Consider the following 14,615-nt stretch of genomic DNA (forward strand, 5'->3'; position numbering starts at 1 on the left):
GCGCCTACGACCGCAGCGGCACCAGGTCGTCCGCGTGCACGACCTCCCGGCGCTGCTCGGCGGGCAGGTCGGCGCTCTTGCGGCCGATCAGGCCCGGCAGCTCCGCGGCGTCGAACGCCACCACGCCGCGCGCCACCACCCGTCCCGCCAGGTCGACCAGCTCCACCACGTCACCGGCCTCGAACGAGCCCTCCACGTCCGTGATGCCCGCCGCCAGCAGCGACCGCCGGCGGCCGACGACCGCGGCGACCGCGCCGTCGTCCAGCCGGAGCCTGCCCGTCGCGTCGGCCGCGTGCCCCAGCCAGAAGCGGCGCGCCGTCAGCCTCGGGCCGGTCACCGCGAACGCCGTGCCGACGTCCGCCGCGCCCAGCGCCCGCGTCGCGTCCGCCGCGCCCGCCAGCAGCACCGGGATGCCCGCCGAGGCCGCCAGGCGCGCCGCCGCCAGCTTGGACGCCATCCCGCCGGTGCCCAGGCCGGACGCGCCGGCCGAACCCGCCCGCACGCCGTCCACGTCGGACTGGCCGGCGACCTCGGTGACGCGCTGGGCGCCGGGGCGGCGCGGGTCGCCGTCGTACAGGGCGTCGACGTCGGAGAGCAGGAACAGCGCGTCCGCGCCCACCAGGTGCGCCACCAGCGCGGCCAACCGGTCGTTGTCGCCGAAGCGGATCTCCTCGGTGGCCACGGTGTCGTTCTCGTTGACCACCGGCACCGCGCCCAGCGCCAGCAGCCGCGAGAACGTGCGCTGCGCGTTGCGGTAGTGCGACCGGCGCACGACGTCGTCCGCGGTCAGCAGCACCTGCCCGACGGTCAGCGAGTACCGGCCGAACGAGTTCGCGTACGCGTGCGCCAGCGCCAGCTGGCCGACGCTCGCCGCCGCCTGCTGCGTGGCCAGGTCGCGGGGACGCCGGGTGACGCCCAGCGGCGCCAGGCCCGCCGCGATCGCGCCGGAGGACACCAGCACCACCTGGCTGCCCGCCGCGCGGCGCGCCGCCACGGCGTCCACCAGCGCGTCCAGCCGCGACCGGTCCAGCCCGCCCTGGGCGGTGGTCAGCGACGACGACCCGACCTTCACCACGACCCGGGACGCCGCCGACACGGCCTGCCGGGCGGGTGACAACGCCGTCGAGGTGGTCACCCTTCGTCCTCTTCGTCGTCGTACTCGTCGTACGCGCCGGGCAGGCGGCGGGCCTTCTTCGCCGCCAACCGCTCGGCCGCGCCGACGCGGGTGTTCTGCTCCAGCCGCGCGTCGGTGCCGCGACCGGTCATGGTCATGGCGATGCCGGCGGGCGTGGTCGGCTCCCAGTCGAACACCAGGTCGCCGATGGTGACCTGGCAGCCGGGCTCGGCGCCCATCTTGACCAGCACCTCTTCCACGCCGAGGCGGGCCAGCCGGTCGGCGAGGTAGCCGACGGCCTCGTCGTTGTTGAAGTCGGTCTGCCGGATCCACCGCTCGGGCCGCTCGCCGCGCACGATGAAGCCGCCCGGCGCGTTCGGGTCCTCCACGACCGTGAAGCCCTGGTCGTCCACGGCCCTGGGCCGCAGCACGATCCGCGTCGCCTCCTGCTTGGGCCGCGACGCCCGGTACTCCTCCACGATCCGCGCCAGCGCGAACGTCAGCTCGCGCAGGCCCTCGCGGCTGGCCGTGGACACCTCGAACACCGGCAGGCCGCGCGCCTCGACGTCCGGCCGCACCAGCTCGGCCAGGTCCTTCGCCTCCGGGATGTCGACCTTGTTCAGCACCACCACGCGCGGCCGGTCGGCCAGGTCGTCGGCCAGCGACGGCGTGTACTGGGCCAGCTCGGCCTCCAGCGCGTCGATGTCCGACAGCGGGTCGCGGCCCGGCTCGTAGGTCGCGCAGTCGACCACGTGCACCAGCACGGCGCAGCGCTCGATGTGGCGCAGGAAGTCCAGGCCCAGGCCCTTGCCCTCGGCCGCGCCGGGGATCAGGCCGGGCACGTCGGCCATGGTGAACACGGTCTCGCCGGCGGTGATCACGCCCAGGTTCGGCACCAGCGTGGTGAACGGGTAGTCGGCGATCTTCGGCTTGGCCGCGGACAGCACCGAGATCAGCGACGACTTGCCCGCCGACGGGAAGCCCAGCAGGCCCACGTCCGCGACGGACTTCAGCTCCAGCACCAGGTCGCGCGCCTCACCCGGTTCACCCAGCAGGGCGAACCCGGGGGCCTTGCGCGCCTTGGACGCCAGCGCGGCGTTGCCGAGACCGCCCCGGCCGCCCTGGGCGGCGATCAGCCGGGTGCCCTCGCCGACGAGGTCCGCGACCACCTCGCCCTCGGGCGTGAGCACGACCGTGCCGTCCGGCACGCGCAGTTCGAGGTCGGCGCCGTTCGCGCCGTCGCGGTTGCCGCCCTGACCGCCCTTGCCGCTGCCCGCCGAGGCGTGGGGGCGGAAGTGGAAGTCGAGCAGCGTGTGCACCTGCGAGTCGACGACCAGCACGACGTCGCCGCCCTTGCCGCCGTTGCCGCCGTCCGGGCCGCCCAGCGGCTTGAACTTCTCGCGGTGCACGGAGGCGACGCCGTTGCCCCCGTCACCTGCGGCGGCGTGGATGACGACCCGGTCGACGAAGCGGGACACGGGGGTGTTTCCTTTCGACAGAAGCAAACGAGGGGCGGGAGCCGGAGTGCACCGGTCCCGCCCCTCGTCGAGGCTCGTGCGCGGCCCTGCGGGTCAGGCGACCTCGGCCGGAACGATGTTGACGGTCTTGCGACCGCGCTTGACGCCGAACTCGACCGCACCGGGGGCCAGGGCGAACAGGGTGTCGTCCTTGCCGCGGCCGACGTTCACGCCGGGGTGGAACTTGGTGCCGCGCTGGCGGATCAGGATCTCGCCGGCCTTGACGACCTGACCACCGAACCGCTTGACCCCGAGGTACTGGGGGTTCGAGTCACGGCCGTTGCGGGAGCTGGAGGCGCCCTTCTTGTGTGCCATGGCTAGTCAGATCCTCACTTACCGGTGATGCCGGTGACCTCGACGCGGGTCAGCTTCTGGCGGTGACCCTGGCGCTTGTGGTAGCCGGTCTTGTTCTTGAACTTGTGGATGCGGATCTTGGGACCCTTGGTCTGCTCGACGACCTTGCCGGTCACCGAGAACTTCGCCAGGGCGTCGGCGTCGGAAGTGACGTCGGAACCGTCCACCACGAGGAGCGGCGCCGCGAAGGTGATCTCGGAGTCGGGCTCGCCTTCGAGCTTCTCGACCTCGATGACGTCGCCGACAGCCACCTTGTACTGCTTGCCGCCGGTCTTGACGATCGCGTACATCGGGACGGAAGTCTCCTGCTACTCGACGGGACGGGACGCGCGCGCCTGAGCCGCACTGGAAGAGCGGGCTGGGCTTCACGCGACAGGGCCCACCGGATGGCGGGCCGCGTATCAGGTTACGTGGCGGTGGACGGCGGGGTCAAACCGGGGTGGGTTCACCGGGAAAGCCCTGCTCAACACCACTGCCGCGAACGCCCGGCGCCCGCGCCGCGCACGAGGGGGCCACACGGGCGGGCTTCCTCGCACAGCGGAACGGCCGCCCGCAGGTGTGGCCTTCACACCGCGGAGGGGCCGCCCGTGGACGGGGCCTCGCACGAAGGGCTTTCGGCGGGTGAGGCCCGCGCACGACGAAGAGGTCCCCCGCGGGTGAGGTCCGCACGCAACGAAGAGGTCCCCCGCGGGTGAGGTCCGCACGCAACGAAGAGGTCCCCCCGCGGGTGGGCCCCCTCGCACTCAGCCAACCACGAGGTGCCGACAGTGCGGATGCGGAACGGCCGCCCTGTGGACAACTCCGAGTTGTCCACAGGGCGGCCGTCCGGTCGTTCGGGTCAGGCTTCCTTGACCCCGCCCAGCGGCGGGCCGGCCGGGCGGGAGGCGGCGCGCCGGGGGGCGCGGCGGCGGGTGGTCACCACGGGGGGCGCGGCGTCCGGGGCGTGGCCGTTGAGCGGCTGCTCCGGGACCTGGACCTCCGGGGTGGCCTCGGCGGGCTGCTCCGCCGCCTTCGGCTGCTCGGCGGCCTTCGGCTGCTCGGCGGCCTTGGGCTGCTCGGCGGCCGGGGCCTCGGGGGCCTTCGGCTGCTCGGTCGCCGGTCGGGCCTGGTCCGTGCGCGCCTGGTCCGTGGCGGGCTGAGCGGCCGGGGGCTGAGCGGCCGGAGCCTCGGCAGTCGGGGCCTGGGCGGCCGGGGCCTCGGTGGCAGGAGCCTGGGCGACAGGTGCCTGGGCAGCCGGAGCCTGGGCAGCCGGGACCTGGGCGGCCGGGGCCTGTCCAGCGGGAGCCTGGCCGGTCTCGGCCGGGTGCTCCGAACCGTGCTTGACGACGGCTCCCGCCTCGCGGCGGGCCCGGCGGCGCTGGCGGCGCTCGCGCTTGGGCGCCTCCGGCGCGGCCTCCTCCTCGACCACGGCGGCCAGGGGCTCGTCCGAGGTGGGCTGCTCGGCCACCGCCTGCGGCTCCTCGGCGGGAGCCGGGGTCGGGCCGGCCGCCGGGCGCGGGGCCTCGGCGACGGGCTCGGCCACCGGCTCGACGACCTCGGCGTGCTTGCCCCGGCGCGCCTTGCGGCCGCCGCCCTGCTGTTGCTGCTGCTGGGCCTGGCCACCGCCGTTGCCGCCGCCGCCACCACCGCCGTGGGTGTGGACCGGCTCCGTGGACACGATCAGACCCCGCCCGCGGCAGTGCTCGCAGGTCGTCGAGAACGCCTCCAGCAGGCCCGTGCCGACCCGCTTGCGGGTCATCTGCACCAGGCCCAGGGACGTGACCTCGGCCACCTGGTGGCGGGTGCGGTCGCGGCCCAGGCACTCGGTCAGCCGGCGCAGCACCAGGTCGCGGTTCGACTCCAGCACCATGTCGATGAAGTCGATCACGATGATGCCGCCGACGTCGCGCAGCCGGAGCTGGCGGACGATCTCCTCGGCCGCCTCCAGGTTGTTGCGCGTCACCGTCTCTTCGAGGTTTCCACCCGATCCGGTGAACTTGCCGGTGTTGACGTCGATGACCGTCATCGCCTCGGTGCGGTCGATGACCAGGTAACCGCCCGAGGGCAGCCACACCTTGCGGTCCAGCGCCTTGAGCAGCTGCTCGTCGATGCGGTACTCGACGAACGCGTCGCTGTTGCCCACGTGCCTGCGCAGCCTCTCCTGCAGGTCCGGGGCGACGTGGCGGACGTAGCCGTCGATGGTGTCCCAGGCGTCCGAGCCCTGGACGACGAGCGTGGAGAAGTCCTCGGTGAACAGGTCGCGCACGACCTTGACCAGCAGGTCCGGCTCTTCGTAGAGGAGCTGGGGCGCCTGCGCCTTGGGCGTGGCCGCCTTGTCCTTGATGACCTGCCACTGCGCCTGCAGGCGGGTGACGTCGCGGGCCAGCTCCTCCTCGGCGATGCCCTCCGAGGCGGTGCGGATGATGACGCCGGCGTCCTCGGGGACGACCCGCTTGAGGATGTCCTTGAGGCGCTTGCGCTCGTTGTCGGGCAGCTTGCGGCTGATGCCGGTCGCGCCGCCGCCCGGCACGTACACCAGGAAGCGGCCGGGCAGGCTGATCTGCGTGGTCAGCCGGGCGCCCTTGTGGCCGACCGGGTCCTTGGTGACCTGCACCAGCACGCTGTCGCCGGTCGACAGGGCCTGCTCGATCTTGCGGGCCTTGCCCTCCAGGCCGGCCGCGTCCCAGTCCACCTCGCCCGCGTAGAGCACCGCGTTGCGGCCGCGGCCGATGTCGATGAACGCCGCCTCCATCGAGGGCAGCACGTTCTGCACCCGGCCGAGGTAGACGTTGCCGACCAGCGAGCCCGAGCCGGCCGAGGTCACGAAGTGCTCGACCAGGACGCCGTCCTCCAGCACGCCGATCTGCGTGCGGTCGCCGCGCTCGCGCACCACCATCGTGCGCTCCACGGCCTCGCGGCGGGCCAGGAACTCGGCCTCGGACAGCACCGGGGCGCGGCGGCGGCCCGCCTCGCGGCCGTCCCGGCGGCGCTGGCGCTTGGCCTCCAGCCGGGTCGAGCCGCGGACGCTGCGGACCTCGTTCTGCGCGGCCTCGGAATCGGCCTTGTCGTCGCGGGCGTCGCGCGTCTCGCGGACGTGCACGACCGTGTTCGGCGGGTCGTCCTCGGTCGGGGCGGCCTCGTCCTCCGCGCCGGTCTTGCGGCGGCGACGGCGGCGACGGCGACGGCTGGAACCGCCCTCGTCCTCGTCGGCGGCGGGCTCCTCGGGCGCCTCGGCCTCGACCTCCGGGGCCTCGGCGGCCTCCTCCGCGACCTGCTCGTCCTCGCCGTGCTCGTCGCCCACGCCCTTGCCGCGGCCCCGGCCACGCCGGCCACGGCGGCGGCGGCGGCGGCCTTCGCCCTCGTCGCCGGCGTCGTCGACGCCGTGCTCGTCGGCCTCGTGCTCGTCGACCTCGTCGTCCTCCTCGACGACCGGGGGCTCGACGACCACCGGGGGTGACGGCGGCAGGAACACCGCCGACGGCGGCGCGAACAGCGGGGTGAGCGGCGCCACGTCGCGGGCCACCACCACGGGTTCCTCGGTCTGCTCGTCCACTTCACCGGTGACGATGTCGTCCCAGTTCAGCAGGCTCTCGGCGACCTTGAGCGCGAGGTCCCGGCTCACGCTCGACTGCGCGCTGCGCACCGACTCGCCGAGGTCGGCGAGGGCGGCCAGGACGTCCTTGCTGCTCGCGTTGAGCAGCTTCGCCAGCGCGTGCACCCTCAGCTTGGCCGGCAACTCCGACAGGTCGGGGTGCACAGGTGTGGCGTTACCCCCGCCGGCGCCGCCGGCGGGCTTTTCCGTGTTCGACAAAGCAGCTCCTCCGCCCCCGGGCGCGTCTCGACCGACGCGGCCGCGCAGGGGCCTCTCTCGTCACTCTCCGCCGCGGCTGGCGGCGGGAATCCTTGCCTCGCGCTGTGGCGCCCGCCGGGGGGCGTGCGGCACAGCAGGTCGGTTGCAGCTGTTCCTCGACGACGCCGTCAGCGCCGCTCCGGCTGCTCGGTCAGACCTCCGCCGCCCTGTCCGGGGCCAGCGGGTCGACCAGGCCGCCTTCGTCGTCGAGCCGCCCCTGCGCCATCCGGGTCGCCTTCGCGGGCACCGGCGGAACCAGGTCGGCGACGACTCTGAGCGCGCTCAGCACGTCGTCGGGTCGAACGGTAGGCGTTGTCTGCCGTACGACCGTCATGAGTATCCCACACGGTTGTGACAAATCCCCGGCATCGTGTCCCGCATCGCTCGAATGCGCCTCTACCTGGGCCGACACGAGGGCGGGTCGGACGTCGAGGACCTTGCGGCCGTCCTTGGTCAGCCGCTCCACCTCGACGGACGGCGCGGCGAGCAGCGCGGCCACCGCTTCGGTCAACCGTTCGGGGGACACGCCGGGCAGTTCCAGCCGCCACGCGCCGGCGTCGATGCGCTCGGGCAGGTTGCCGCCCGCCGACTCGACGACCTCCAGCACGTCCAGCCCCGGCGGCAGCACGGCGTCCAGCGCGGCGCGCAGCGCTTCGGGGTCCACCGGCTCCACGACCTGGACCTCGACGTACTCGGCCTCGCTCGCCACGCCGGTCGGCGCCGCGCCGACCCATGACACCTTCGGGTGAGGGCTGAAGCCCTGGGAGTAGGCCATGGGCACACCGGCCCTGCGCAGGGCTCGCTCGAAGGTCCGGGCGATGTCGCGGTGCGAGGTGAACCTCAACCGGCCGCGCTTGGCGTAGCGCAGCCGGAGCCTCTGCACGGGCGCGGCCGACGGGTTGGGCTGCTGCTGGCGGCTCAGTGCTACTCCTCCTGGGTACCCGGGTGGTGCCCGTTCGGGGGTGAGCACCCCAACGGTCCACGTTCCTGCTCCACGAGGACGGTACCTTGGACCCGATCGACACCGTTGAGCTTGTCCGCACCGCGCGGCCTGACTACCGTCCGGCAACAGTGGTCACATCGAGGGCCGGCCGGCCGAGCCGGTCCGAGTCATGGAGGTCCGCCGTGCCTCTGCTCCGCCGCGTCCGAGCGGTCGCGGTCAGCGCGGCGCTGCTCGCGACGGGCAGCTTCGCGGTGAGCGCGAACGCCCAGGCCGCCCCCGAGGAGGCGCCGCCACCCGCCGACTGCGTCGAGCACGGCTCCGCCTACCGCTACCTGGTCGTCTTCGACCCCGGCACGACCGCGCCGCTGGCCGAGGCGAGGATCGCCGCCGCGTGCGGCGCCACGACGGCCTACCACCCGCAGATCGCGGTCGCGGTGGCGGTCTCGGCCGACCCCGGTTTCGGCGCCCGGATCGGGCCGGACCGGGCCTACAGCGCCCAGCTCGACGGCCTGTCCAAGCGGACCGGCGCGCCCGCCCGCAAGAAGGGCGGCGACGAGGTCGCCGGCGCCCGCACGGTCGAGGGCGCGGTGGACCGCACCGCCGAGCAGTGGGACATGGACCTCATCCGGGCCGCCGAGGCGCACGCGGTGAGCACCGGCAGCCGGGACGTGGTGGTCGGCGTGCTCGACTCGGGCATCGACCCGACGCACCCGGACCTGGTCGGCGCCCTGGACCCGGCGCTGTCCGCGGGCTGCACCACGGGTGTGGCGAACCCGGAGCCGGCCTCCTGGTCCCCCACGACGTCCGCGCACGGCACGCACGTGGCGGGCGTCATCGCGGCGGCCGACGACGGCCTGGGCACCACGGGCGTGGCGCCGGGCGTGCGGATCGCGTCGGTGAAGGTCGTGGACGACGACGGGTTCATCTACCCCGAGTACGCGGTGTGCGGGTTCATGTGGGCCGCCGAGCGGGGCATGACCATCACCAACAACAGCTACTTCATCGACCCCTGGGTGTTCACCTGCCAGGACAAGGCGGGCCAGGCCGTGGTCTACGAGGCGGTGCGGCGCGCGGTCGAGCACGCCACCGCGCGCGGCGTGCTCACCGTGGCGGCGGCGGGCAACTCGGCGGCCGACCTGACCAAGCCCTCGCTGGACCCGCAGAGCCCGACCAACGCCGCGCCGGAGGACGTCAAGCCCCGACCGGTGGACAGCTCGTGCCTGGTGCTGCCCGCGCAGCTGCGCAACGTGGTGGCGGTGTCGTCGGTGGGCGCGGACCAGGTCAAGGCCGGGTACAGCTCGTACGGCCTGGGCGCGGTGGACCTGACCGCGCCGGGCGGCGACCGCAAGCAGCAGCCCGACGACGGCCGGAACGGGTGCGTGCTGTCGACCGTGCCCGCGGGCTACGACTACTCCTGCGGCACGTCGATGGCCGCGCCGCACGTGTCGGGGGTGGCCGCGCTGCTCGCGTCCACGCACCCGCAGGCCGACGCGCCGGAGCTGAACCGGATGCTCAACCAGCGGGCGGAGACGCTGCCGTGCCCGGCGGACTACGACCTCAACGGCACCGGCGCGCAGGACGCCTACTGCACCGGCTACTCCGAGTACAACGGCTTCTACGGCCACGGCCTGGTGGACGCGCTGGCGGCCGTCCGGGAGTGAGGGCGGCCGGTCGGCGCCCGCGCGGGGCCGACCGGCGCCCGGTCAGTGCTTGGCCAGCGCCGGGTTGCGCACCGGCGAGCCCTTGCCCACCGGCGAGATCGGCAGCAGCGCGCGGCCGGACGGGCCCACCTCGATGTCGGTGCCCATCGCCGGGCACACGCCGCAGTCGAAGCACGGCGTCCAGCGGCAGTCGTCCTGCTCCCGCTCGTCCAGCGCGTCCTGCCAGTCGGCCCAGAGCCACTCCTTGTCCAGCCCCGAGTCGAGGTGGTCCCAGGGCAGGACCTCCAGCTCCTCGCGCTCCCGGGTGGTGAACCAGGCCAGGTCCACGCCCAGCGGCTCCAGCTCGGCCGCCGCCGCGTCCACCCACCGCTGGTAGGAGAAGTGCTCCGACCAGCCGTCGAAGCGGCCGCCCTCGCGCCACACCCGCTCGATGACGTGCCCGATCCGCCGGTCGCCGCGCGAGAGCAGGCCCTCGATGAGCGACGGCTTGCCGTCGTGGTAGCGCATGCCGATGTTGCGGCCGAGCGAGCGGTCCGAGTTCACCGCCTCGCGCAGCTTGCGCAGGCGGTCGTCGACCGTGTCGGGGTCGCACTGCGGCGCCCACTGGAACGGGGTGTGCGGCTTGGGCACGAACCCGCCGATGGAGATCGTGCAGCGGATGTCCTTGCGGCCGGACACCTCGCGACCGGCGCGGATGACGTTCTTCGCCATCTCCGCGATCTGGAGCACGTCGTCGTCGGTCTCGGTGGGCAGGCCGCACATGAAGTACAGCTTCACCTGCCGCCAGCCGGCCGCGAACGCGGCGCTGACCGTGCGGATCAGGTCCTCCTCCGACACCATCTTGTTGATCACGCGCCGGATGCGCTCGCTGCCGCCCTCCGGGGCGAACGTCAGGCCCGAGCGGCGGCCGTTGCGGGACAGCTCGTTGGCCAGGTCGATGTTGAACGCGTCCACGCGCGTCGACGGCAGCGACAGGCTGGTGTTGGTGCCCTCGTAGCGGTCGGCCAGGCCCTTGGTGACCTCGGCGATCTCCGAGTGGTCCGCGCTGGACAGCGACAGCAGGCCGACCTCCTCGAAACCGGTCGCCTCCAGGCCGCGCTGCACCATCGCGCCGATGCCCTCGATGGAGCGCTCGCGCACCGGGCGGGTGATCATGCCCGCCTGGCAGAACCGGCAGCCCCGGGTGCAGCCGCGGAAGATCTCCACGCTCATCCGCTCGTGGACGCTCTCGGCGAGCGGCACCAGCGGCTGCTTCGGGTACGGCCAGGCGTCGAGGTCCATCGTGGTGCGCTTGAACACCCGGTAGGGCACGCGCTCGCGGTTGGGCACCACGCGCTGGATGCGGCCGTCGGGCAGGTACTCCACGTCGTAGAACCGCGGCACGTACACGCCGCCGGTCTCGGCGAGCCTGGTCAGCACCTCGTCGCGGCCACCGGGGCGGCCCTCGGCCTTCCACTGCCGGACGATGTCGGTGATCTCCAGGACGGCTTCCTCGCCGTCGCCGAGCACGGCCGCGTCCACGAACGCGGCGATGGGCTCCGGGTTGAACGCGGCGTGCCCGCCGGCTACCACGATCGGGTGGTCTTCGGTGCGGTCGGCGGCGTGGACCGGGATGCCCGCGAGGTCGAGGGCGTTGAGCAGGTTCGTGTAGCCCAGCTCGGTGGCGAAGCTGACGCCGAACAGGTCGAACGCGCCGACCGGGCGGTGCCCGTCCACGGTGAACTGCGGCACGCCGTGCTCGCGCATGAGCGCTTCCAGGTCGGGCCACACCGCGTAGGTCCGCTCGGCCAGCACGTCCGGCTGCTCGTTGAGGACCTCGTACAGGATCATGACGCCCTGGTTGGGCAGCCCGACCTCGTAGGCGTCGGGGTACATCAGGGCCCACCGCACCGCCGCGGCGTCCCAGTCCTTGACGGTCGCGTTGAGCTCCCCGCCGACGTACTGCACCGGCTTGGACACCCTGGGCAGCAGCGGCTCCAGGGCGGGGAAGACTGACTCGACACTCACACCGACCAGGGTAACCGGTGGGCCCGCGCCGTCCGCCCGCCCCGTTCAGGTGAGCAGCAGCTTGCCCAGCCGGCGCGACGCCACGACCACCCCGACCGCCGCCATCACCACGAAGTAGGCGGCGTGGCCCAGGTCGCCCCAGCCGACGTAACCGGTGGTCAGGCCCCTGAGCAGCTCGATCGCGTGGTACAGCGGCGTGCACCGGACCACGGCCTGCAACCAGTCCGGGTACACCGACAGGGGGTAGAACGTGGTCGAGAACAGGAACAGCGGCAGCACGGCCAGCTGGACCAGGTCGAAGTCCTGCCACGAGCGCATGCAGGTGGCCGCCGCCATGCCCACGGCGGCGAACGCCAGCGCGACCAGCAGGCACACCGGCAGCGCGAGCAGCGCCCACGGCGAGTCGACCAGGCCGAACGCGAGCATCACGCCGAGGAAGCCCGCCGAGTACAGGCCGCCGCGGAGCAGGCACCACGCGGCCTCGCCGACCGCGATGTCGACCGGCCCCATCGGGGTGGCCAGCACCGCGTCGTAGACCTTGGCGTACTTGAACTTGAAGAACAGGCCGAACGTCGCGTCGTACACCGCGCCGTTCATCGCCGACGCCGCGAGCAGGGCCGGTGCGACGAACGCGGCGTAGTCGACCGGCCCGGCCGGGCCCTGGACGGTGGCGACGAGCTGCCCGAAGCCGAACCCGAGGGACAGCAGGAAGAACAGCGGCTCGAAGAACCCGGAGACCACCGCCATCCACGCCCGCCGGTTGACCAGGTAGGAGCGCTCGACCAGGGCGTGCGGGCGGCCCGCGTACAGGCCGGGCGGCACGACGCGGAACAGCAGGCCGCCGCGGCTCCGCGGCTCGACGGGGTCGAGGGTGCGGGTCATGCGGTCAGCCTCCGGTGGAAGTGGCGGCGGCCCAGCGCCACGCCCGCGGCGACCATCGCGCACAGGTAGGCGACGTGGCCGAGCGCGGGCAGCGCGCCGAGGGTGCCGAACGCGGCGCCGCGGGCCAGCTCGATGCCGTGCCACACCGGGGTGGCCCAGGCCAGCGGGTGCAGCCAGGCGGGCAGCTGGTCCAGCGGGAAGAACGCGCCGGTGAACAGGGTCATCGGCATCAGCACGAACCGGAACAGGGCGTTGAACGAGTCCGGTTTCTCCCGGGTCGCGGTGAATGCGACCACGGGCGCGCTGAACGCCATGCCGGCCAGCACCGCGAACGGCACCGCCAGCACGGCCGACGGGCTCGTGACCGCGCCCAGCGCGGCGGCGACGGCGAGGAACACCGCCGTGCAGGCGGCCAGGCGCAGCGCGATCCACAGCAGTTGGCCGTACAGCACCTGCGCGGGCGTGACCGGGGTGGACACCACGCCGAAGTAGGTCTTCTGCCACTTGAACGAGGACAGGATCGCGTAGGTCGACTCGAACATGGCGTTCTGCGCGGCGGTCAGCACGAGCAGCGCCGGCGCGAGGAACACCACGTACGGGTGACCGCCGGTGGCCTCGCCCGCCTGGACCTGCGAGCCGAAGCCCAGGCCCATGGCGAGCAGCATCAGCACCGGCTGGAGGAAGTTCGAGATGACCGTGGCGCGCCAGTTGCGGCGGTACCAGGTCCAGTGGTTCTCCACCGCGACCAGCGCGGCGCGGAACGGGCCCAGGACGCGTGGTTCCACCGGTCAGTCCACCAGGGTCCGGCCGGTGAGGCGGAGGAACACGTCCTCCAGGCTGCTGCGGCGCACCAGGCTCGACACCGGCCGCACTCCCCGCGCGTGGGCCGCGGCCAGCGCCGCCTCGCCGTCGGCGGTGTAGAGCAGCACGCGGTCGGGCAGCACCTCCACCCGCTCGGCCAGGTCGCGCACCTCGGCGGCGCTCTGCTCGCCCGGCGGGAAGCGCAGCTCCAGCACCTCGCGGGTGGAGTAACGCCGGATCAGCTCGGCGGGCGACCCCTCGGCCGCGATCCGGCCGCCGTCCATCACCACCAGCCGGTCGCACAGCTGCTCGGCCTCGTCCATGTAGTGGGTGGTGATGATCAGCGTGACCCCGGACTGCTTGAGCCGGAACAGCCGGTCCCACAGCAGGTGGCGGGCCTGCGGGTCGAGGCCCGTGGTGGGTTCGTCGAGCAGCAGCAGCTCCGGGTCGTTGACCAGGGAGCGGGCGATCGTCAGCCGCCGCTTCATGCCGCCGGACAGCGGCTCCACCTCGGCGTCGGCGCGGTCCTCCAGCTGGGCGAACCGCATCAGCTCCCCGGCCTTCTCCCGCACCGCGCTCCGGCTGAGGCCGAAGTAGCGGCCGTAGACCTCCAGGTTCTGCCGGACGGTCAGCTCGGTGTCGAGGTTGTCCTGCTGGGGCACGACGCCCAGGCGGGCGCGGATCCGCGGTCCGTCGGTGTCCGGGTCCAGGCCCAGGACCCTCAGCTCGCCGCCGGTGCGCGGGGAGACGCAGGAGACCATGCGCATGGTGGAGGACTTGCCGGCGCCGTTGGGGCCGAGGAAGCCGAACGCCTCGCCCGCCCGCACCTCGACGTCGATGCCGCGGACGGCTTCGAACGCCCCGAAGTGCTTGGTCAGCGCCTTGGCTTCGACGAGGGTGGTGGTCACGTGATCACGGTATCGGCGGGGTACGACAAGCAGGGCGTGGTTTTCCCGCGCCCGCGGCGCCCCGGACGCGCGAACGGCCCGGACCGCTCGGCGGTCCGGGCCGTTCGGGAAGAGCGGCTCAGAGGTTCGGGAACCAGAGCTTGACCTCGCGCTCCGCCGACTCCGGCGAGTCCGAGCCGTGGACCAAGTTGAACTGGACCTCCAGGCCGAAGTCGCCGCGGATGGTGCCCGGGGTGGCCTTCTCCACCGGGTCCGTGCCGCCCGCCAGCTGGCGGAACGCGGAGATGGCCCGGGGACCCTCCACGACCAGCGCGACCAGCGGACCACCGGTGATGAACTCCACCAGGTCGTTGTAGAACGGCTTGCCGTCGTGCTCGGCGTAGTGCTGCTCGGCCGTCGCGCGGTCCACGACGCGCAGTTCCAGGGCGGCCAGCTTGAGGCCCTTGCGCTCGATGCGGGAGATGACCTCGCCGACCAGGCCGCGGCTGACGCCGTCGGGCTTGACCAGGACCAGGGTGCGCTCGCTCACGGCGGTCGATACTCCTTCGTGCGGATTCGTGCAACTGGGGCCAAGGGTAGCCGGGGCTGCCACAGTGTCC

The 14,615-nt window shown here is 73.4% G+C and carries 12 protein-coding genes; 1 reads left to right on the plus strand and 11 read right to left on the minus strand.

Annotated elements, in window-relative coordinates:
* Positions 1 to 4: 4 nt before the first annotated feature.
* The 6 genes from proB to ACFV4N_RS04555 form a co-directional block, all read right to left on the minus strand.
* Entirely contained in the window at positions 5 to 1,117 is a 1,113-nt protein-coding gene (proB, locus tag ACFV4N_RS04530; protein WP_499671170.1) for a glutamate 5-kinase, read from the minus strand.
* A 14-nt stretch (positions 1,118 to 1,131) separates the two neighbouring features.
* Positions 1,132 to 2,592: a GTPase ObgE gene (gene obgE, locus ACFV4N_RS04535; protein ID WP_499671102.1), complete on the minus strand. Its 1,461-nt coding sequence runs from the start codon at positions 2,590 to 2,592 to the stop codon at positions 1,132 to 1,134.
* Positions 2,593 to 2,685: 93 nt separating this feature from the next.
* Complete coding sequence (gene rpmA, locus ACFV4N_RS04540) at positions 2,686 to 2,946, minus strand: 50S ribosomal protein L27 (RefSeq protein WP_499671103.1); 261 nt, start codon at positions 2,944 to 2,946, stop codon at positions 2,686 to 2,688.
* 14 nt (positions 2,947 to 2,960) lie between these two features.
* Complete coding sequence (gene rplU / locus ACFV4N_RS04545; protein WP_344036671.1) at positions 2,961 to 3,275, minus strand: 50S ribosomal protein L21; 315 nt, start codon at positions 3,273 to 3,275, stop codon at positions 2,961 to 2,963.
* Between the two features lie 548 nt (positions 3,276 to 3,823).
* Entirely contained in the window at positions 3,824 to 6,775 is a 2,952-nt protein-coding gene (locus tag ACFV4N_RS04550) for a translation initiation factor IF-2 N-terminal domain-containing protein (protein ID WP_499671104.1), read from the minus strand.
* A 190-nt stretch (positions 6,776 to 6,965) separates the two neighbouring features.
* Positions 6,966 to 7,697 (minus strand): TIGR03936 family radical SAM-associated protein, encoded by a 732-nt coding sequence (locus tag ACFV4N_RS04555; RefSeq protein ID WP_499671171.1) that lies wholly within the window; start codon positions 7,695 to 7,697, stop codon positions 6,966 to 6,968.
* A 242-nt stretch (positions 7,698 to 7,939) separates the two neighbouring features.
* Here ACFV4N_RS04555 and ACFV4N_RS04560 point away from each other — a divergent pair, with 242 nt between their 5' ends.
* The gene (locus ACFV4N_RS04560) at positions 7,940 to 9,418 is read left to right on the plus strand and encodes a S8 family peptidase (RefSeq protein WP_499671105.1); all 1,479 of its coding nucleotides are present in this window, start codon (positions 7,940 to 7,942) and stop codon (positions 9,416 to 9,418) included.
* A 42-nt stretch (positions 9,419 to 9,460) separates the two neighbouring features.
* On the opposite strand, the gene ACFV4N_RS04565 is transcribed toward ACFV4N_RS04560, so the two are convergent.
* The 5 genes from ACFV4N_RS04565 to ndk all read right to left on the minus strand — a co-directional run bounded on the left by ACFV4N_RS04565 (position 9,461) and on the right by ndk (position 14,545).
* A complete protein-coding gene (locus tag ACFV4N_RS04565) occupies positions 9,461 to 11,425 on the minus strand; it encodes a TIGR03960 family B12-binding radical SAM protein (protein ID WP_499671106.1) in 1,965 nt (654 codons plus the stop codon).
* 45 nt (positions 11,426 to 11,470) lie between these two features.
* Positions 11,471 to 12,307, minus strand: coding sequence for an ABC transporter permease (locus tag ACFV4N_RS04570; protein ID WP_499671107.1), 837 nt, complete (start codon positions 12,305 to 12,307; stop codon positions 11,471 to 11,473).
* Positions 12,304 to 13,092 (minus strand): ABC transporter permease, encoded by a 789-nt coding sequence (locus ACFV4N_RS04575; protein WP_499671108.1) that lies wholly within the window; start codon positions 13,090 to 13,092, stop codon positions 12,304 to 12,306. The genes ACFV4N_RS04570 and ACFV4N_RS04575 overlap by 4 nt, the downstream gene beginning before the upstream one ends.
* Positions 13,093 to 13,095: 3 nt before the next feature.
* On the minus strand, positions 13,096 to 14,016 hold the full coding sequence (locus ACFV4N_RS04580; RefSeq protein ID WP_499671109.1) for an ABC transporter ATP-binding protein: 921 nt from the start codon (positions 14,014 to 14,016) through the stop codon (positions 13,096 to 13,098).
* A gap of 118 nt (positions 14,017 to 14,134) precedes the next feature.
* Entirely contained in the window at positions 14,135 to 14,545 is a 411-nt protein-coding gene (gene ndk / locus ACFV4N_RS04585) for a nucleoside-diphosphate kinase (protein ID WP_499671110.1), read from the minus strand.
* Positions 14,546 to 14,615: the final 70 nt, after the last annotated feature.

The organism is Actinosynnema sp. NPDC059797, assembly GCF_042732085.1.
In the GTDB taxonomy this organism is placed as follows: Bacteria; Actinomycetota; Actinomycetes; order Mycobacteriales; family Pseudonocardiaceae; genus Actinosynnema.

Coding starts and splice junctions, on each gene's coding strand:
- ACFV4N_RS04570 (WP_499671107.1), bottom strand. CDS start 12,307: ATGACCCGCACCCTCGACCCCGTCGAGCCGCGGAGCCGCGGCGGCCTG.
- rplU (WP_344036671.1), bottom strand. CDS start 3,275: ATGTACGCGATCGTCAAGACCGGCGGCAAGCAGTACAAGGTGGCTGTC.
- rpmA (WP_499671103.1), bottom strand. CDS start 2,946: ATGGCACACAAGAAGGGCGCCTCCAGCTCCCGCAACGGCCGTGACTCG.